Below are 18,840 nucleotides of genomic sequence, written 5' to 3'. Positions count from 1 at the left end.
GATAATGCACCTGCTCGTACTGGTAAAATTAGATGTTCTGGGCAATAAAGCGCATCATCTCATCAACTGATGTGATCGTTTTTGAGCTCACCTCATAGGCACGCTGTGTTTCAATCATATCAACAAGCTCTTGGACAACATTCACATTTGAACTCTCCAAAGAGCCTTGAACCAGACGGCCCATACCCTCTGCAAATGGATTAGCAATAATTGGAGCTCCACTAGCTGGCGTCTCAATTAGCATACTCTCGCCATTTGGCTGCAATCCTTGACGGTTAGAGAAATCTGCCAAAGTTATTTGACCCACTTCCTGGGCATCTACATCACCAGGAACTTGAACCGTAACTATGCCATCAGAGGCAACTGTAATAGTTGCAGCATCGGCTGGAATTTGAATTTCTGGCTGAAGCGGGTAACCACTTGCGGTAACGACCGTTCCCTCGGCGTTTCGCATAAATGCCCCGTTGCGCGTATAGCCAATCTTTCCATCAGGCAGAAGAACTTGGAAAAATCCATCACCCTCCACTGACAAGTCAAGCGAATTGCCAGTGTTAATCAAGCTACCTTGTGAGTGAATTTTACTGGTGTTTAAAAGCCTGGTTCCAGTTCCTACCGATAGACCAGATGCAAGGCTGGTATTTTCAGATGTATTTTCGCCAGCACCACGCAGAACCTGGTAAAGTAATGACTCAAAATTTGTTCTGTCCGCTTTGAACCCAGTAGTATTCACGTTTGCAAGATTATTTGCGATAACTTGCATTTTAATTTGTTGTGAATTGAGGCCAGTTTTGGCGACATGCATTGCGAAAGTAGACATATGATTTGCAGCTCCAGGTTACACGGATGGAACTTACAATCAGCAATAATCATGCCAACATCATTTAGTTGTTTGGCAGCCTCATGAGGGCAGATCCAGCTTCGTCCAACTCCTTTGCAAGTGATATAAGTTTGACATTTAACTGATACTGCTTTTGGATTTCGACATTGTTAATCAACTCGTCAAAAACACTCACGTTACTAGTTTCAAGGTAGCCCTGTTTCAGCCGCACGTTCTGATCAGGGTTAAATTGCTCCCTCACAAAGTCACCTTTCGGTCTTATAGCGCCGTCTGTGTCTTTCCCCAACTCAATATCTTGACCAGAAGTCAAGGCAATTTGATTGACCAAAACTCTAGTGCCGTCGGGAGCACCGACGGGTTGAATATAAATTTGCCCACTTTCACTAATAGAGAGTTTCTTAAACGGCGGCATAATTATGGGCGTCAGGCTGGTGTCCAAAACGACCTCGTCGGCGCCATTTCGAAGGGTTTTATCGAGTGCAATTGTTAGGTCACCTCTCCTACTCATAGCAAGTTCACCACTTTTCCCTTCGATAAGGAAATAGCCATCGCCAACAATTGCCACATCGCTTGGCTGTCCTGTTTGTCGTAATTCGCCTTGCTGATCGGAAAACAAACCGGCTTCACTTCTTTTTGTGAAGACACGAGTGCTTAATGTTGAATCCGATTCAAGAAAAATTGACCCAAATCTGCCACCAATTTCATCTCCTCGAAAACCGGGGACTTGCGCATTTGATAGGTTCTGAGAACTCACATTCTGCCTGATGCGCGCTGAATTTAGTGAATTTAATGCCGTATGTATCAATTTATCCATTAAAATGAGATCCTTGGCAGTTTGATATCAGCGCTGTGGCCAGAATTTACATACGAATATTAATGATTGTCTGTGTCAGAGTAGTGGTTGTTTCAATAGCTTTAGCTGATGCCTGAAAGTTTCGTTGCGCTGTGATCAAATTCACAAGCTCTTCAGTGATATCAACATTTGAACGCTCCAACGAACCTGACAAAATGTTACCGTATCCCTCAGAACCAGCCTCACCAACCTGTGCTTCACCAGACACAGCGGTTTCAACATAAGTCGCGTTACCAATCTGCTTCAAACCGTTTTGGTTATTGAAGTTCGCTAGAACAATTTTTCCAAGTGGGTTGTTCTGGCCATTTGTATAGTTTGCACGAATTGTTCCAGATGCATCAATCTCAAGACCATCAAGTCGACCAGATGTAAAACCATCCTGCTCCACATTCAGTACCGAAAAGGGCTGAGCAAACTGAGTAGATTGACCAAAGTCAATGTCAAGAGCGATTGAAAATCCTTCTTCCTGACGCTCATAATGAACAAGGTTTTTAGGGCTCACAATTCGACCGCCATTATCAAATGTCAGTTCACCCTCATCGATGTAAAGGGGGTAATAACCTTCAACCAAATTAGCGGGCGGCGTAGTCACAACATTGCCTGATGCGTCAACATAAAGTGCAACACCATCAGAATTGGTTGCTTGGACAAGGTTGTAAATTTGTGGCACTGAACCCACACCCAAGGCCACATCATCAAGGCCAAACCTTGCCGCACCTTTTACCTTAATCGTAGAAGTGTTACCGGTTGTTCCTGTTGTAAAGGTGAAGTTGTTTGATGTAGAGTCATATTTAACTTTAACACCGCCTACAGTATCACCCGTAACAGGGTCTTGAATTTGATTAATTCGATTTTCTAGTGCTTCGGCCAATGTGGTGCCAACATAAAAACCTGTTGGAATTTCAATAACACCACTAATGCCGTTTACAGAGACGTTGAACGTATTTTCACCGCCGGCATTACTTAACCTGAATACACTAGTTAAATCTTCGTTTGCAGCGTCACCAATAGAGATCGCTGGCGATGATGCAAGGCCCCGCCCTGCAGATAAAATTACGTCATTTTTAGATGTGCCAACTGACATCAGGTGATTGTCACCACTGAAATGCGCCGTCGTATCGATTACAGAACCATCAGTGGTTGAGAGAGAATAGCGACCAACTTCAATTGAGGATGCTTTTTGTTGAGTAGTAACACCCAGAGCACCATTAGCCTCAATGAGCTCACCAGTAGATCCGCTGGCAAAAGTGAAACTAGAGGTGTCACTGTTATAGTTAACCGAAACACCATAACGCTTATCATTAAGTTGTATCTCTTCACCATCTGCAACGAATGGTTCAGTTCTCAAAACCTCACCACCGCGAATAAGAACCGTAGATGCATCATCCTGGGTTGGAACACCTAAATTATTTGTTGAGTCAGCATTTGTTGAGCCAAAAATTGAGAATGAATTAAAGTTACTCTCAGTTCCAGTACCTAAGACCGTTCGATCAACTGTGAACTCAAGTTTTTGCGTGTTCTCATTATAGTTTATTTTGATTGCAGGAGCCTTTTCATCAACCCAGTCCGTGGTTGTTGTTAAACCGCTGGTAGCTGCAGAAGCATTAGCATCTGTAATGCCAGCTGTTTGAAGCCCAAGAACGTCAAGAGAGCCCAGTGTTTGAGCGCCAACTGCCTGCGTAATATTGAATTGGCCGCTGTCAACCTGAATGATGCCATTAGCATAGAGACCGCCTAATGCAGTAATATCGGTGTTTCTATATGCATGCTTGTTAGCATCACCAATTTCACGAATTACAATTTTTTGGCTGCTAAAGTTAACCTTTGCACCTTCATAAACATTTGAAGCACCCTCAAAAAAAGCTTCTACTTTTTCTGACTGGTTACTCATGACGTAAATATTTGCTTCGGTGAGAGTAAATCCATCATCAGGGAAAGACAGTCCAGTGGTGTTAATCGTGACCGTTTTATTGGCTGCGTCTGTCGTCGTATCCACATTAGTAACGGTAAATTCTCTACCATTGATGTGCGAAGCTGCAGTTGCATCAGCTGCCAAAAAATTCCCAGCAATTCTAATTTTTCCATTATTCGTAATTGGAGGTGTGGTGGCACCAAAATTAATCGTCATGGTGTTCTGCGTTGCATCAAACTTTACGGTATATGCAGGATTGGCTGTGCCAGCATTCACCTGAGTTTTATTTTCGTATACACTCAAACTTGGCGTTTTTCCCTGATACGAATAGACCATGAATTTGTCAGTGAGAGTTGTATTTCCTGCGGCTGGGGTGGCAGCAGTTGACACCGCGTGTTTAAGGTTAACAATTTGCGTCGACTTAAGCACAGCATCCATTTTTGTGCCAACAGCGCGCCCAAACATTTGGTTAGTAACCCCTAGCGCACTTGCACCGGCAGTGGTTGATGCGTAATTATTTAGTGCTGTGTTTAGTCGTGCTTGTGAGTGAGCTAGAAACTGATCTCGGGTAAAATCCGGAGATGCGCCTGTCAAAACGATGCCCTCAACGTCTGACACATAGCTAGCACTTAGCAAATCAACTGAAATGGCGGTTGTTAAACCGGTTGATGATCCATCTGCGTTGAGCTTGAACAAGTTAATACTGAGTGTATCGTCAACATTTTGAACGATTTGGATTTTGCTATCATCACCATAAGCAGCATTAATTGCGCGTTCGACCTCAGCCGCCAGTTGCGTAGCATTATACTCGCCAGGACGAAGGTCAATATTTACTGGCTGGTCACCGTTGTCTACGTTGACTGTAAGAAAGTTTTTACCCCAATAAACGCGACTATCAGCGTCACCGCTCTCTCTAGTTGAGTTGAACTGAATAGGATCAGTGACAATTTTTACCAGTCTGTCACCCTCTTCGCCAAAGTCAAATTCTGTAGCCTCACCCGTCAATTTTGCTGGTTGAGAATCCACCAATGTCTGCAGGGCATCCCTTTTATAAAGAGCCGACCCTTTACCTTCGATGAAGTAGTTGTCATCTGGGATTTTTGTGGTTTGCATACCAAATCTATCGATAAAAATCTGATTACCCGCATCATCTACTGAGGGTACGAGGTCGGGATCAATCACCGTATCGTTGATAACCAACCTTGTATCATATTTGTTTGTTGGGTCTTCTGCAGAGGCCGACTGCGTCTTAATAAAATACATCGTCGCAATGGTTGGGTTACCCAAATCATCAAAGATTGTAATTGATGTTGAGTTGGTAAACGTATTTGGATCCGCCGGGTTAAAAGTATAGCCGTCTGCAAATGCGGGCCTATCCGGCACAACATCAGCTGCCGCCGGCACGTTCACACCCAAAGAAATATTACTTGTTGCTTGGGGATCACCCGATGTTACAGGTAACTGCAATGGAAGTGCACTATCCAAGTCCTTTGCCGTGACCGAGCCGTCATCGTTCACTGGGTAAACTAAAAGATACTGTCCAGCTGAATCAACAACATAACGGTCATTATCAACATTCAAAGATCCATTACGCGTGTAAACTTTTTGTGCTGAGGTCAAAGACGGCTTCAAGGTAAAAAAACCTTGCCCCGAAATCGCGAGATCGAGCGCATTCAATGACGACGAGATGTTACCCTGCGTAAATTGCTGCTTAATACCTTTCAAAATTGCGCCTGAACCAATCGAAGATGAAGCATTTTGCAACGGTGAAGTGGCAAAAATATCACCAAATTCAGCGCGGCTACGCTTAAAGCCAGTCGTTCCAACGTTCGCGATGTTGTTTGATGTTGCAGAGATATCTGCGCTTGAACCATTCAAACCAGTCAGTGCGGTATAAAAAGACATTTAGCTAGACTCCTAATGCAGGTCGCATCATAAAATTTATTTTGTTATTTCAACTGAGTTAGTTCTTGAAGCGTTTGACATCATTAGCCTTGACGTCGCCATATCCTCGAACGTCATAGACCACGCCTTCGCTTGAACTTCCCGCCGACGCGGCCAAGACTTCGCTGAACACCGATGAACCAACAGACCGCAGTCCAGCTCCCGTATCAGCAAAAGCTTCCACAGTAATGTATTCATTCTCTTCAAGGACATTCTGTGGGATGTTTTCCCACCGGAAGCCTAGCAAGCCAGCTTGCTGGGGACCCAATTCTTCCGTGTGCAAAATTTCACCATTTATCGATTTGTACAAGATACTTGTATTTGTTGACACAGCGGGGACATCGATTGCCCCTGAAACTGTACCTTCTGGATCAGGGTAAGCTTTATTACCCGAGACCAAAACCGAATGACCCAGCATATTAGCGGCGGTTGCAATCCGGAATTCTGACAATTGGCCAGAAATAGCCTTGATGCTTTCGTTCATTTCTGTTTGCCCCGTAACCATCGAAAATTGCGCCATCTGTGCAATCATCTCAGTATTGTCAGTGGGCTTGAAAGGGTCCTGGTTTTGCAACTGCGTTGTCATCAGCCTCAAAAAATCATCCTGACCAAGGGTATCGGACGACTTTTTCGCTTCCTTTGACTGGTTGATACCCAGTTTATCAAGAATTGAATTCAATGAACTATTATTATTATCAATGGAACTCATTGTTTAGTCTCCCAACTAACCTTTACTTACCCATGTTGATGGTTCGCATCATCAGGCCACGTAGAGTAGAAATCACTTCAACATTATTTTGGTATTGACGACTTGCTTCTACCATCTCGATCATTTCTTCATTTTCGTCCACCGCAGCTCGGTAGACGTAACCATCTCCATCAGCTGACGGATGATTTGGCATAAAAACACGTTCTGGATCGCGCGTAATGGCCTCAATACCCACAACGTCAACTGTCGATACGCCGTTTTTCTCAATTGCGTTTGAAAACTGTGTCGCAAAAACAGGCTTTAGTGAACGGTATGCCTCTTCTTTTGATCCTGAGATCGTTCCAGCATTTGCAAGATTACTTGCAACCGTATTTAACCGAACCAACTGGGAAGCCATTGCACGGCCAGAAATATCAAAAATGTTTTTAATCTCTGACATCATTCACCCCTAATTGCGCTCATTAACCCAGCAATACGGTTATTTAAAAAGGTCAGTGTTGTTTGATAACGGGTCACATTCTCAGAAAATTCCATTTGTTCAACAGCTAGCTCAACCGTGTTACCATCCATTGAAGGGTTTATTGGGTCACGGAACAAAATACGTTTGCTCCCAACGCTAATTGCTGAGTCAAGGTGTTGGTTGTGCGTTATTTTCAAAGGTCCACTGCCAGATGCGTGCTTTTTCATAAGATCGTCGAAGCTCAAGTCACGCGCTTTAAAATTAGGGGTTGCCGCATTCGCAATGTTAGATGCTAATATTTCATTACGGCGGGATCGCAGCATCAGCGCCTGAGCATGGAAATCTAGATGTGAAGCAATCTTATTCATGTAACAGGCTGGTCCAAAGTAACTAGAGGTTTCCGTCCACAATTGGGTAAACTTGGTGTGGAATTTGCAAATAGGATGCCAAAGTGGAAAAGAGGCTAAAAAATGAACGATGCAATAATCGGCGCGCCGACTAACTTGTCAGCAGCAACTAAATTGGCACCAGAAACGATCAAAGTTCGCAACGCTTTGATAGAAAAATTTTCTTATCAACCGATTGAGGAGATGAATAAATTTATCCAAAGCGCCCTTGATGTTGAGACCGACGAATTGAAACGGCTCGGCTTACTGGCAGCGCGTGTCTATATTTTAAGGCAAAAGGTTATAAGCCTAAAAGCTTTTATCAGTGATGATGCGATGGAAAGCCCACCTGACCTTACACTTGCGCCACCTGATGAAAGCACAGCAGAGGTCGATTTTGAAATCGACGAGGAACGACATACAGAAGAGTCCAACTCCGATGACTGGTGTTCTCTTCGCATGATCGAACCAGGTGAGGTGAATGGCGTCCGCTTTTTCAAAGGAACTGTCATCAACGCAAAAGCCGAAGATTCAGCCAGATTAATATCGTCAGGCAAAGCAATTATTGTTGACGAAGAAGGCAACCCGATTGAAGGGTCCGAGGTAGAAGGTGGCGCTGACACTGATGAGCAAAATGAAAATCAGGCTAGCGCGTCAACGGAAGCAGAAACTATTGAAAAAAATGCTGACGCCCCCGACACAAACTCTGACGAAACAAAAATCTGATGTTACCTGCGCAGGCATAGAAAAGCCAAATTATGTATAAAAAGATAAACTCGGCTATTCTGGTGCAGACAACAGTCCTTTTGCTGCTATCTGCTTCTTTATGGTCCTGTTTCCCCGAACGGTTTAGGCACGAGAAATATGAATGTTCTGGAAGCCTCTTCAACATCAAAGCCATCGTCCTAAATAAGGCAGAAACGGGGAGCCACGCAAAAATCATAAGCTCGAGTGGTGAGAAAGAGGCATACATTACAGAGATTACCGCCGAAACAACTAAGTTGGAATCAGCCAATATGCGGATAAAAATCAACCGCAAAACTGGCGCCGTAACCGCAACATTCGGCGCAAAATATCAGAGCACAGTCTGCAAAAAATCTGTTTTCAAGATGTAGCTCAATGAGAGTTAATCGACTTGTTTTGGGCCGTGAAATTTTACCACAGCAGCAGCCTCATCAGCGCCGATACCAGCCTGATATGTTATTTCATCTGCAGTTGCGCCAGATCGAGCAAGCTCAATCGCTTTAGAAAGTTTGTTATCATTCCCAAGAGACTTGGTTAACACCTCTTGCTCAGAGCGTATTTGTTCGATAAGCGCAGTGTTTTGGGCGTTTCTCGCCACAAATTTTTCAAAGTTTTTGGTCCATTCATCCCAGCGGAGACTAAAATTTATTAGCCCTTCAGCCGTATCAGAGCTATCATTGCGGATATTTTTCGTAAGTGATTCCAACCGATTAAGTTTGATTAACAAGTTTAGCCCGACAAATCCCAAAAACAAAATGAGAAGCGCAAATATAGTTATGATCACAATGAACGCGGGGTTCTCAGATAATAGAATTAGATATGACATTTACTCGCCATGCGGATTGTACCATTAAAAGTTCTACCGCATTCTATGAGCCAAACATTAAATTGCCAAGCTATACCGGAATGCTCGGCGGCTTATTTGCCAGTATTCGCAATGTAGTCTGTGAGGTTAGTGGTAATGCCGGCTTGAGCGCCCGCAAAGATTTCTAGCTTTTTCAGTCGATTGATCAGAGACGATAAACGGCTTTTCGTATCATCGCTATCCATAGCTTGCAGGGTTTTCTCAGCCGGCAAAGATTTTAAACATGCATCTATTTCGGAGCACAAATCATAGAATTTTGATGAGGTGATGCCACGCACTTCTAGCGCATCGATTAAGTCCTCGACACGCCGCAACAGTTCCACAACTTCGGTATTTGGGGTCAATTTCCCCGCCTCCCTTAGGTTTTCATTTCTTTGTAAGCCTCCATCAAAGCATCTGAGACACGGTCAAGATCGATGGGATATTCTCCACGCTTGATCGCTTCTTTGATCCGGTTCACATTTGCTTTGTCGATAGGTGCAGCTGATGCCATTTCTTTTACAGCAGACTGACTATCTAAAGAGTTGAGCTTGACGCTGTCACCAACATTCTCAACAGACCCACTATTTTGTGCAGGCTTCAATGCGCGAGAACCGTTATTGACGGCCGCCCGCATTTCTAACCGGGTTGCAGCATTTTTTACGATTTCTACCATCTTGTTAGACCTCCGATACTACTTCTACGACAGGACATTTAAATTATTTAGTCAAAATTCTAATTTTTTTTCTGGAAACAACAACACCCTCAACAATTTTGCCGCTCTGCTGGTTTTCCACCTTCATAAGCTCGCCGATCTGAGCGTTATTTATAGCAATACCAGAGGTTAGCACAGTAACAGGTCCGGTGTTTGATTGCATAATTATCTTTTGCCCTTTTCGAATATCCCAGTCAATTTCGAGATGGCGGCTCAGTAGAACCTGATTAACGCTCAAGGCCTTTTTCAATTTTCTGCCTATAACATCGCTGGTTTTGGTAAAATAACCCAAGAACTTTTGTGTACCAGCTTGTTTTAGGCGAACATCATCTTCGGTCAGTATTTCGCCTTTTTGAACGCTTCGCGAAACAACCAAAAGCATATGCCCCTTGGCAATTTTGTCTTTTTCTGGCAAAGAACCACCGTCATGTTCAACAGCATATCCAGTTGCTCTTGCCTCCAAGCTTTTGCGAACACTGGTGGCATTTGTTCGGATCGCAATCTTAAATCCTCCCGGTTCAGCGCAAGACAGCTCTAATGTCTTCAGACTATCAAACATCGGCGCGACCTTGATATCAGAGGCGCAACTTGGAAATAATCTTGTTTCTGAAATTGCTGGGGTACCAACGTAATTTCTTGCCGCCAGAAATGACTGTATTTTACGCTTTATATCGGCACCACTTATCATCTCACTAGCCAAAGCAGGAGGCCACGTTCCACAAACAGCAACAACTAAAACTGCAGATATAAAGGTTTTTCTAACCACCAAAGAAGAAAATCTCATTTTGATTCCCATTTTGCGATGAGCTTCGTGTTGTAGATTTTTCTTTTGTAACCAAAGCTTTAATCTGGTTGACAGATGGAAGGTGAAGCGTTTTTCCAGCGAATAGAAAATTTGGGTTGCCGCGGACGAAGGCCTTGGGGTTAACTTGTAATATTGCAAGCTCGACAAATTTCATATTCAATCCGCTTCCAGCATAATATTGAGCCATAATATGGCCCAAGGTCTCCGCCTCAACGACTTGATGTGTTTGAAAAGCATCAGGATCCATCCGCATCGGATGCGCGCCGTATTCATCCTGCGTTGAACTGTTCCCCCTTATGTCACCATAGCTAAGTACAACGATTGGCTCGACGGCTTGCGCCGCGTGAATGCTAAGTATTGACGCTAAAAACATCATAACAAACATACGCATCAGTTAAACTCCAAAAACAAAACTCTTTGCCCACTTAATTGGGCAGGTGAGCGCTGCCGGTTCAATGGCTTGAGAACTGCACTATTGGTATTGGTTTTGACAACCCTTAAAACGGTCCACGGCACCGCTTTATTTGACACAAAAGCAAGCCGATTTTCCTGAAGTCCCTGGCGAGAACCGATTGGAATGTGCATTCCATCTTCTTTGGAAACCATCGTTGCAGAAAGGGGTGTGCACACAATAGCGGATGATAATTCAGCTGCATGCTCAGACATAATGCGTGATAGTTCTTGCCGAATTTTTGCTTGATTAGGTGATGCTAAATCACTCATAAATCGCGTAGGTAAGATTTTACGAATGGGGACCTGCAGCTGATGATTAATCATTTGAGTGAGGCGATAATCACTATCGACAAAAATGGTACTTTCAATTGTGACCTCAGCAAAATGCTCCTGCTGAAAACTTGTATTTTTCGCAACCCTTTTCAAAGTGATTGTTGTTGAAACGGCAAAGTCACCATCGGCAACCCTGATTGCACCAGATGTTAATGCCTTATAGCTGAAGTTTTGGTCACGGGTCAGCTCTTTTGGATCCAGCCGCAAATCACTTCTATTCACCAATTCAAAATTAGATTTTCTTTTTAGCTGTTCATACAAATCTTTAATTAAGCCGGCTGGCTGTTGTGAGAGCCAGGCTGGGATTGTCTCATCCACCCGAAACATCGGGGCAAACATAGTAACATTGTTAAGCAGACGGTTTTGGCAATCAACTTTTTTCAGTTCACCAACTGCTGCTTCAATTGTGACAGTGTAATGCAGATCATCAATTTGCTCGTCAACAACGTCATAATCGACAATCTTACTGGATGGCCTCACCACAAAATGATCATCCAACTGCGTTCCGGCCTGAACCGAGCTGAAACCATCGATCTCAGCTCCGCCTAACAGAGCTGCACTGTAAAGAGCATCTTCCAGGGCACGCGCTCTGGTATCGTCAATATGCTCCTCAGAAATAATTGCTGCGCGTCCCGTTGCTGTAACAATTTCAATATCTTTCTTACTGGCTTCGGCAATCTGCGTACAAAGAAAAAATAAACACAAAAATGTCAGAAACGAGCTTCTTTTAATCATCGGTTCAAGCCGCTACCCGCGCTGTCTTTAGAAGATAGGCGATCGTTTCCCGGTCAATTTCGAGAACAACCTCATACGTATCAGTGCCAGTTGGATTAATTCTGACCGTACGCGCACCCCTGATTGTACCATTAACCACACCCCGGAACGTGTCATTTTGAACAATCAGATCAATCACCGTCGTACTTGAGTCAACCTTCAAACCATGAATTTGCTCGGCCAGATCACGCATCGCCGCCATTCGCGCGGAACGAATTGCCATCAATCGCTTTTGAGCTTCATTGCGGCCCGGTTGCGTTGATGTCACTGCATACCCAACAGCGGTGAGCGTTGGGATGGTTTCGGAGTTTGAGTCCAACACATCTTTGATATTGACCAGCGTTTGAGTTTGAGATGCTTCGACAGTAGCCATCTTGTCGACAACAGGCTGTTTGGTTAGGTGCTGGCAGCCAGTCAAAAATGCCATACCTGTGGTCAAAGTCACGATGGTCAAAGATACTTTACTCATAAAAAGCTCCTGAGATGCACGCAAGTCCTTCAGTTGGTTGGCATCATCTATGCATCTTCCATGCCAATTAAGCCTTAAAAAGAAATCAAAGCGCCCTCTCCGTTTATCTGGTTTCAAAATTCTTGCTTACTTCTACATTTGCCAGAAAACAGCAAACCAGACCGATTTTGACCAGAGTTGAAGCACTCAATCTCAAAACTGGCATGGAAATTGCCTCTAAATCAGACATTGAGGTTCTGTAACAGCGACGAAATTTCATATTTAGAAAGATAATAAATTGTTTTTTTTTGATTTTTTTAGATTAATCGGGTTAGCCATGGGCAAGACACCGTCCAATGCCTACCCAATTGCAACAACGGTGTGAAAAGACTGTCATGATTATGACACTGCAAAAATTTGGAATGTCAGGAATGAGTTCGACGATCTCGGCGCTCATACTCTCAACGGGTATTCTTGCTTTAGTTGCAATGATGGTGTTGCCATTACCGACGTTCCTGCTCGATACGTTTTTTGTATCCAATATTCTTTTGTCTATTCTTGTGCTGATGGTGGCGCTCCACGCATACCGACCATTGGATTTTTCAAGTTTTCCAAGCTTGCTTCTCATCGCAACCGTGCTCCGGCTTGGCCTGAATGTGGCCTCTACGAGGATTATTCTTGGTAACGGCCAAGAAGGTCCTGAAGCCGCTGGACAAGTGATCAATGCATTTGGCCAATTTGTAATCGCCGGTAATTATGCCGTTGGTATTTTCGTATTTGTTATCCTTGTTATAATCAATTTAGTGGTAATCACCAAAGGTGCTGGGCGCGTATCAGAAGTTTCGGCGCGCTTTACGCTTGATGCCATGCCCGGCAAACAAATGGCGATTGACGCCGATCTCAATGCTGGAGTGCTCACAAACGAAGAAGCAAAGGAGAGACGTGCAGAAATTTCCCGCGAAGCCGATTTTTATGGGGCGATGGATGGCGCATCAAAATTTGTGAAAGGTGATGCAATTGCTGGCATCTTGATTCTCGCAATCAACATTATAGGTGGTTTGACAATTGGTGTAACACAGCATGACCTTGGAATTGGTCAGGCGGCGGAAACCTATATTCTGTTGTCAGTCGGTGATGGCCTCGTTGCCCAAATACCTTCGCTGATGTTGGCGATTGCCACAGCCATAATTGTTACACGTGTATCATCGACTGAGAATATGGCTTCACACATAGGCAACCAAATCTCGCTGTCTCGCGCATGGATGCCTGTTTCTGCTGTTTTGCTTTTGATGGGCTTGGTTCCCGGTATGCCCAATACGCTATTCCTATTTGCAGCCGCGATCGCTGCAGTAGCCGGCTATATCATGCGGAAAAGAGAAAAGATCAGCCAGATAGAAGCAGATGAGAGCAGCTTAATTGAGGATGAGAAACCAGAGAAAAAACCAGATCAAATTGACCTGACCGATATCACTGATAATTCTACGTTATCAGTCCAACTGGGCTATGGTCTAATCGAAATGGTCGATGAGGATACTGGTGGGCCTTTGGTCAACCGCATAACCAGTGTCAGAAAACAGGTCTCAAAAGCACTCGGCTTCGTGATGCCAGCAGTCCGGGTGCGTGATGATATGTCGTTGAGCGCGAATGAATATCGTATCCGCGTGGGACAAACGATTGTTGGCGAGGATGTAATTTACCCAAATCGCAAAATGGCAATTCCTGGTGACAACACCAAGATTAAAATATCGGGAATTGATGTTAAAGACCCAAGCTTTAACATGGACGCTGTATGGATTGAGCGTCATAAGGAGTCTGAGGCTGAGGGTAATGGTTATGTGGTTGTTGAGCCTGAGTCCGTTCTTGCCACGCATTTATCCCAGATCATGTATAAATTTGCTGCCGAATTAATTGGGCAGGACGATGTCCAGAAACTACTAGATAATTTATCCCAGACTTCACCAAGTCTTGTTGAGTCTGTAGTCCCCAAATTAATACCGCTTCACACGCTCACTGGAATTTTATGTGAACTTTTGAGAGAGCGTGTACCGATAAGCGACCTCCGTAAAATTCTTGAAACGCTGGCAAATATGTCTGGCAAAAGTATGAGTGTTGTGGAAGTTGCAGAAGCCATGCGTCCAAATTTAGCAGGCTTGTTAATCCAACAAATTGCCCCTTTAAATCAAGCCTTGCCCGTTATCACACTCAGCTCAGACCTTGAGCACATGCTCATCTCAATGTCAAGTCAGAGTGGGGATGGGAACCTTTTGCTAGATGCAAATCTTGCGCAAAGGTTAATAAAATCCATTTCGCAAGCCAGTGAAAAATCTTTGGCGGACGGTCGTCAATCAGTCCTGATAGTTGCCCCTCAAATTAGACGGCAATTATCGATATTACTAAGACAGCATATTGATGATTTATTTGTCTTTGGTTTCACCGAATTACCGGACAACCGAAAAATCAATGTGATTGCAACGATTAGCAATGACGCTGACCCAAAACTAGAAGTTCAAGATCAATAAGGTTCGGCAACCGCATTTAAAAAGGATTGTAACTGATGTCAAAATTAACAGTTCAAGCAATGGATACGGCAGCAGCCATGGACGAGATTATAAATAAACTTGGGCCTGACGCCGTCATTTTGTCGACATCCAAAATCAACGGAAAGGTTGTTATGGAGGCCGCTTCAGGCGCACTACCCAGTCAACCTCAGCCGCATGATAAAAATGAGTTCTCTCGAATCCTGTCGGACAAGATGCTCAGTACGCGCAACAAAAATGCCGAGAAAATCGAGACAGCAACAACTCTGCCAAACGCCAAGGAAATACAAAATTTGCAAAAGCAATTGGTCCAACTTCAGGGGATGCTCGACGGACTTTTTATCACCAACCTTGATGGTATAAATCAGGATTTGTCATCAAATAGCCGCGTTACGCTTCAAAAGGCTGGCTTCTCACCAAAGGTACTTGATGATTTTAAAACTTCTTATCTTGGAGAGAATTTTCATAACGGCTGTAACAGGTTCCTATCTGACTTATCCGCCCATCTTACTCATCATGATGCTGTCTCCTTATTAGCGAAGAAATTTATTTTTATCTTGGGAAAATCGGGCACCGGTCGCACAACGATGGCTGGTAAATTAACTGCCTATCTAAAAGAGACCTATCAGCAAAAAGATATTATAACCGCAGAGATGGCTACTGGTGGGCACCGCCCAAACGGTCAACTGCAAAATTTTTGCAGACTTCTTAACAGCCAGGCCTTTACAATTGGGCTTGATACATCTGCTGCCGATTTCAACCAGATCAAAAGCACGGAAGTGATGGTTGTCGATATTGACCTGCCAGTTATTCAGGCAAGCAAAAAGTTGGCTGAAATTATTACCGGCGTTGGCAAACAGAATATCGGCATCATTCTAACAGTTCCCGCCAGCACAAGTGCAAATATGATAGAAAAAACAATAGATGAGACAAAGAGCCTAGCGCCGATGGTGGCCCTAACAAAACTTGATGAATGCGATCTGAGCGCCGCTGAATTCTCATCTTTCGCGACTGTTAATGCAAAAATTGGGTTATTTTCTGCTTCACGTTCGATTGTCGATGCCCCATTGTTTGCAACGGAGGGTGTGCTAATGCAATATCTCTCGGAAAACTTTGATTATAAATTCGAACCTCGGTCCTCCAGCAAAGGATTAGCAGTATAAAAATGACGCTTTCAATTGCAATAACAAGTGGCAAAGGTGGGGTTGGAAAAACCAATACAGCTGTGAGCCTTGCCGTCGCGCTTGGGCAAACCGGCAAGGATATTCTTTTATTCGATGCCGATTTTGGTCTTGCAAATACCCATGTTTTGCTTGGCACAAAACCGTCAAAATCAGTTGCAGACTTTCTTGATAAAAAATGCTCAATGGAAGACAGCATCACCAATTTCAAAGATGGAGTGAGCATTCTTTCAGGTGGATCCGGCCTTATTGAACTTCTGAATTTAGATAACCAGCGGCGACACCAAATTTTGTCTGGTATCTCGAATTTGGACAGAAATATTGACTATTTGATTGTAGACTGTCCCGCCGGAGCGGCAGACAGCACCCTATTTTTTGCCAGCGCGTCAGATATCGTAGCAGTTGTCCTGATCGAAGAGCCAACAAGCTTTCTTGATGCTTATGCCCTTATCAAAGCTGCAAATTTAGAGACTGGTGTTAAAAATTTCGCCGTCATCGTGAATATGGCTGACAGCAAAGCTATGGCCAAAAGAAGCTTCGAAAAATTTCGCGAAATCGCGATGCGATTTTTGGACGTAAATTTGCATTACTCTGGCATGATACCTTATTCGAAAAACATAAAACATGCTGTAGCGACGCGAACGCCGGTAGGAATTGGCCAGCCAAATTCTACAGCTTCCACAGCTTTTCGCGAAGTCTCTAAGCTTTTAATAAAAACGCCTATTCCGAAAACAGATAAACTTAAATTTTTTGACAATGTAGGTGGAAAATGAGTTCAACGAAACGTGACCATTACGCTGATCAGAAAATAGATATCGAAGACGTAATCAAATCACATAGCAACCTGGTAAAAAAAATTGCCTGGCACATTCACGGCAGAGCCAGCCACGCCGTTGAAATTGAAGATGTTATCCAAATTGGATATGCAGCTCTAGTCAATGCGGCACAACAATATACAAAAAAAGAGGGAGCAACCTTTGCCACATATGCTTCGATAAGAATTAAAGGCGATATCATCGACCATCTTCGAAAGGCATCCAACCTTTGCCGAACAACAATAAAAATGAAAAAACGGTATAACAAGTCCGTTACCAAGCTTCAAGGCAAGTTGTTTAGGCAACCAACAGCAGAAGAGATTAGTGCTGAAATGCAGATAAGCCTGAATGAATACAGAGAATGGGAGCGGGCTTTTCAGGCAAATACACTCGACTCTCTTGATAATGCTTACGATCAATACTCAACTTGGTTTACCTCTGATGACCAGTCACCAGAAGACATGCTGAATGACAAAGACCTAAAAGAGCTCTTGAAAATTTCATTGCAACAGCTATCAGGTAATGAAGCGCTTGTGATCCAGCTCTATTACGTTGAGGAACTTAATGTGATGGAAATCGCTGAAGTTCTTGAAGTCTCCAGTGGCCGTGTGTCGCAAATCAAAAAGTCAGCCATCGCCAATCTTCGTGAGTCCCTGAAAAAGCTTCAATCTTAAAAGCGATGATGAACATAAATAATTTTGAGAAAATCAATCATATTGAAATGCGGGTTCGCAGTGCAAATTTCCAGATTCAATCAGGAACAAATGCCGAAAACCTATGCATTAACTTTTCCCTAATCACGATTGCCCGCGGCTCGTGTGCTATGAACATCAAACCGAGCAAAACCAAGGCTGGTATGTCTGGTAAATTACATATTCCTCTGGATCGGACGGTGATTGAAGTGGATGTTGGCCTTCCAAAAAATCATTTCGATGGGCTTATTAAGCATCTGATCCAAACTGCAGACCGGCATGTTACAGCAAAAATTGAGCTAGATAAGATGCTTGTAATAGACCACGAAGGTTGTTTAGTGATCGACGGTTCAATCGACGCCTCTATTACGAACCTGACTTGGACGCTCAAGCTGAAATAACAAAAAAATTAGATAAACCGCTTCACCATTTCAGCTTCTGATTGAAGCAACCGCGAAGAACCTGAGAAGGCTTGCTGAGCCCGGATCATATTCGAAAGTTCTTCCGTGATGTTAGTGTTTGCCATTTCCAGTGCGCCAGAGTGTATTTTCCCTCTGCCATCTGTTTTCGCTTCACCAATATCGCCAGCCCCGGACTCGCGGCTGCTTCGGAACAGATTGGCGCCCGCTGGTTTGAGGCGGTTAGGGTCTGCAAATGATGCAAGGCCAACCTTGGCGATCAATGCGATGTTTGAGCCACCATATGATGCCTCAATATTTCCGTCTTGCCGGATCGCTAGAGAGCTTAGCTGCCTCCTGCCGCCAAAAGATTGAAATCCATTCGCCGTAACAATGCCTGTTGCCTCGGTTGGAATGGTAATTGGTGTGTTATTTGCAGACAATAGACTATAACCATCGCGGTTAACCAAAAGGCCATCCTTGGTCATCTGAAAAGAACCATCGCGGGTAAAAAGGTTTGCCTCTGGATTTGACTCATCACGCAGCGCAAACAGCCCCTCACCTTCTATCGCAAGATCAAGAACGCCATTTGTTTTTTGCAAAACACCCTGCATCTGACTCATTCGAATATCTGCCGATTTTGCACCGATACCAAGCCTATCACCTGTCGAAGTCGAAATTGCAGTGCTGTACACATCTGTGAAATTTGCGTCCCGCCTTTTATAGCCAGTCGTCCGCGCATTTGCGATGTTGTTTGAAGTTATGTTCAGATTCTGGATCGCAACATCCATACCATTACGAATTACCGAAATCATGGGCATCAAACCTAACTTTGTTAAACTACCCACTGGCAGCAAATTTTGTGCCAAAGACTGAACTGTCAATGTTACTTGTAAATTATTGTAAGTGTGAGTGCTTCGCCAAGCCGTTCAAAACTAACTTCTTAAATTTCGGCTTGTTTGGCCGTTGCTAATGCCGCATATTATGAATGTGGAAGGC

General features: G+C 43.8%; 21 protein-coding genes. 7 read left to right on the top strand and 14 right to left on the bottom strand.

Annotated elements, in window-relative coordinates:
• Positions 1 to 28: 28 nt before the first annotated feature.
• The 6 genes from flgG to flgB all read right to left on the bottom strand — a co-directional run bounded on the left by flgG (position 29) and on the right by flgB (position 7,084).
• Complete coding sequence (flgG, locus tag AB8881_10600; protein XDZ62985.1) at positions 29 to 817, bottom strand: flagellar basal-body rod protein FlgG; 789 nt, start codon at positions 815 to 817, stop codon at positions 29 to 31.
• Positions 818 to 881: 64 nt separating this feature from the next.
• On the bottom strand, positions 882 to 1,652 hold the full coding sequence (locus AB8881_10595) for a flagellar hook-basal body complex protein (protein XDZ62984.1): 771 nt from the start codon (positions 1,650 to 1,652) through the stop codon (positions 882 to 884).
• A gap of 46 nt (positions 1,653 to 1,698) precedes the next feature.
• Positions 1,699 to 5,508, bottom strand: coding sequence for a flagellar hook-basal body complex protein (locus AB8881_10590; GenBank protein XDZ62983.1), 3,810 nt, complete (start codon positions 5,506 to 5,508; stop codon positions 1,699 to 1,701).
• Between the two features lie 58 nt (positions 5,509 to 5,566).
• A complete protein-coding gene (locus tag AB8881_10585; protein XDZ62982.1) occupies positions 5,567 to 6,256 on the bottom strand; it encodes a flagellar hook assembly protein FlgD in 690 nt (229 codons plus the stop codon).
• Between the two features lie 22 nt (positions 6,257 to 6,278).
• Positions 6,279 to 6,695, bottom strand: coding sequence for a flagellar basal body rod protein FlgC (flgC, locus tag AB8881_10580; GenBank protein ID XDZ64553.1), 417 nt, complete (start codon positions 6,693 to 6,695; stop codon positions 6,279 to 6,281).
• Positions 6,695 to 7,084, bottom strand: a complete 390-nt coding sequence (gene flgB, locus AB8881_10575) for a flagellar basal body rod protein FlgB (protein ID XDZ62981.1) — start codon at positions 7,082 to 7,084, stop codon at positions 6,695 to 6,697. Before flgB ends, flgC begins: the two co-directional genes overlap by 1 nt.
• Before the next feature lie 102 nt (positions 7,085 to 7,186).
• Here flgB and AB8881_10570 point away from each other — a divergent pair, with 102 nt between their 5' ends.
• Together AB8881_10570 and AB8881_10565 are read left to right on the top strand one after the other, a co-directional pair.
• Positions 7,187 to 7,828, top strand: a complete 642-nt coding sequence (locus AB8881_10570; protein ID XDZ62980.1) for a hypothetical protein — start codon at positions 7,187 to 7,189, stop codon at positions 7,826 to 7,828.
• A 32-nt stretch (positions 7,829 to 7,860) separates the two neighbouring features.
• Positions 7,861 to 8,217 (top strand): hypothetical protein, encoded by a 357-nt coding sequence (locus AB8881_10565; protein XDZ62979.1) that lies wholly within the window; start codon positions 7,861 to 7,863, stop codon positions 8,215 to 8,217.
• Between the two features lie 11 nt (positions 8,218 to 8,228).
• Here AB8881_10565 and AB8881_10560 read toward each other — a convergent pair whose 3' ends face one another.
• From AB8881_10560 to AB8881_10530, 7 genes are all read right to left on the bottom strand, one after another.
• Positions 8,229 to 8,672 (bottom strand): hypothetical protein, encoded by a 444-nt coding sequence (locus AB8881_10560; GenBank protein XDZ62978.1) that lies wholly within the window; start codon positions 8,670 to 8,672, stop codon positions 8,229 to 8,231.
• Positions 8,673 to 8,764: 92 nt separating this feature from the next.
• Complete coding sequence (locus AB8881_10555; GenBank protein XDZ62977.1) at positions 8,765 to 9,055, bottom strand: hypothetical protein; 291 nt, start codon at positions 9,053 to 9,055, stop codon at positions 8,765 to 8,767.
• Positions 9,056 to 9,069: 14 nt separating this feature from the next.
• Positions 9,070 to 9,366 carry a flagellar biosynthesis anti-sigma factor FlgM gene (gene flgM / locus AB8881_10550; protein ID XDZ62976.1) on the bottom strand — a complete coding sequence of 99 codons (297 nt, stop codon included), beginning with the start codon at positions 9,364 to 9,366 and terminating at the stop codon, positions 9,070 to 9,072.
• Between the two features lie 43 nt (positions 9,367 to 9,409).
• Entirely contained in the window at positions 9,410 to 10,189 is a 780-nt protein-coding gene (flgA, locus tag AB8881_10545; protein XDZ62975.1) for a flagellar basal body P-ring formation chaperone FlgA, read from the bottom strand.
• A complete protein-coding gene (locus AB8881_10540; protein XDZ62974.1) occupies positions 10,164 to 10,601 on the bottom strand; it encodes a FimV family protein in 438 nt (145 codons plus the stop codon). Before AB8881_10540 ends, flgA begins: the two co-directional genes overlap by 26 nt.
• Complete coding sequence (locus tag AB8881_10535) at positions 10,601 to 11,731, bottom strand: flagellar assembly protein T N-terminal domain-containing protein (GenBank protein ID XDZ62973.1); 1,131 nt, start codon at positions 11,729 to 11,731, stop codon at positions 10,601 to 10,603. Before AB8881_10535 ends, AB8881_10540 begins: the two co-directional genes overlap by 1 nt.
• Before the next feature lie 4 nt (positions 11,732 to 11,735).
• On the bottom strand, positions 11,736 to 12,239 hold the full coding sequence (locus AB8881_10530; GenBank protein ID XDZ62972.1) for an LPP20 family lipoprotein: 504 nt from the start codon (positions 12,237 to 12,239) through the stop codon (positions 11,736 to 11,738).
• A 374-nt stretch (positions 12,240 to 12,613) separates the two neighbouring features.
• Between AB8881_10530 and flhA the strand changes: the two genes are divergently transcribed.
• From flhA to AB8881_10505, 5 genes are read left to right on the top strand one after another with little or no spacing between them, the layout of a single operon-like run.
• A complete protein-coding gene (gene flhA / locus AB8881_10525) occupies positions 12,614 to 14,737 on the top strand; it encodes a flagellar biosynthesis protein FlhA (protein XDZ62971.1) in 2,124 nt (707 codons plus the stop codon).
• Positions 14,738 to 14,772: 35 nt separating this feature from the next.
• Entirely contained in the window at positions 14,773 to 15,918 is a 1,146-nt protein-coding gene (locus AB8881_10520) for a hypothetical protein (protein XDZ62970.1), read from the top strand.
• A 2-nt stretch (positions 15,919 to 15,920) separates the two neighbouring features.
• Positions 15,921 to 16,709 (top strand): MinD/ParA family protein, encoded by a 789-nt coding sequence (locus AB8881_10515; protein XDZ62969.1) that lies wholly within the window; start codon positions 15,921 to 15,923, stop codon positions 16,707 to 16,709.
• On the top strand, positions 16,706 to 17,425 hold the full coding sequence (locus AB8881_10510; protein ID XDZ62968.1) for a sigma-70 family RNA polymerase sigma factor: 720 nt from the start codon (positions 16,706 to 16,708) through the stop codon (positions 17,423 to 17,425). Before AB8881_10515 ends, AB8881_10510 begins: the two co-directional genes overlap by 4 nt.
• 5 nt (positions 17,426 to 17,430) lie before the next feature.
• On the top strand, positions 17,431 to 17,844 hold the full coding sequence (locus tag AB8881_10505) for a hypothetical protein (protein XDZ62967.1): 414 nt from the start codon (positions 17,431 to 17,433) through the stop codon (positions 17,842 to 17,844).
• Positions 17,845 to 17,852: 8 nt separating this feature from the next.
• Here the strand turns inward: AB8881_10505 and AB8881_10500 are convergent, their stop codons facing one another.
• The gene (locus tag AB8881_10500; GenBank protein XDZ62966.1) at positions 17,853 to 18,656 is read right to left on the bottom strand and encodes a flagellar hook basal-body protein; all 804 of its coding nucleotides are present in this window, start codon (positions 18,654 to 18,656) and stop codon (positions 17,853 to 17,855) included.
• Positions 18,657 to 18,840 lie beyond the last annotated feature (184 nt).

The sequence above is a fragment of the Alphaproteobacteria bacterium LSUCC0396 genome (genome assembly GCA_041228345.1).
Taxonomy (GTDB): Bacteria; Pseudomonadota; Alphaproteobacteria; order Puniceispirillales; family Puniceispirillaceae; genus UBA3439.
The sequence above is the reverse complement of the archived record's forward strand: the minus strand, read 5'-3'. Positions and strand labels throughout refer to the sequence as shown.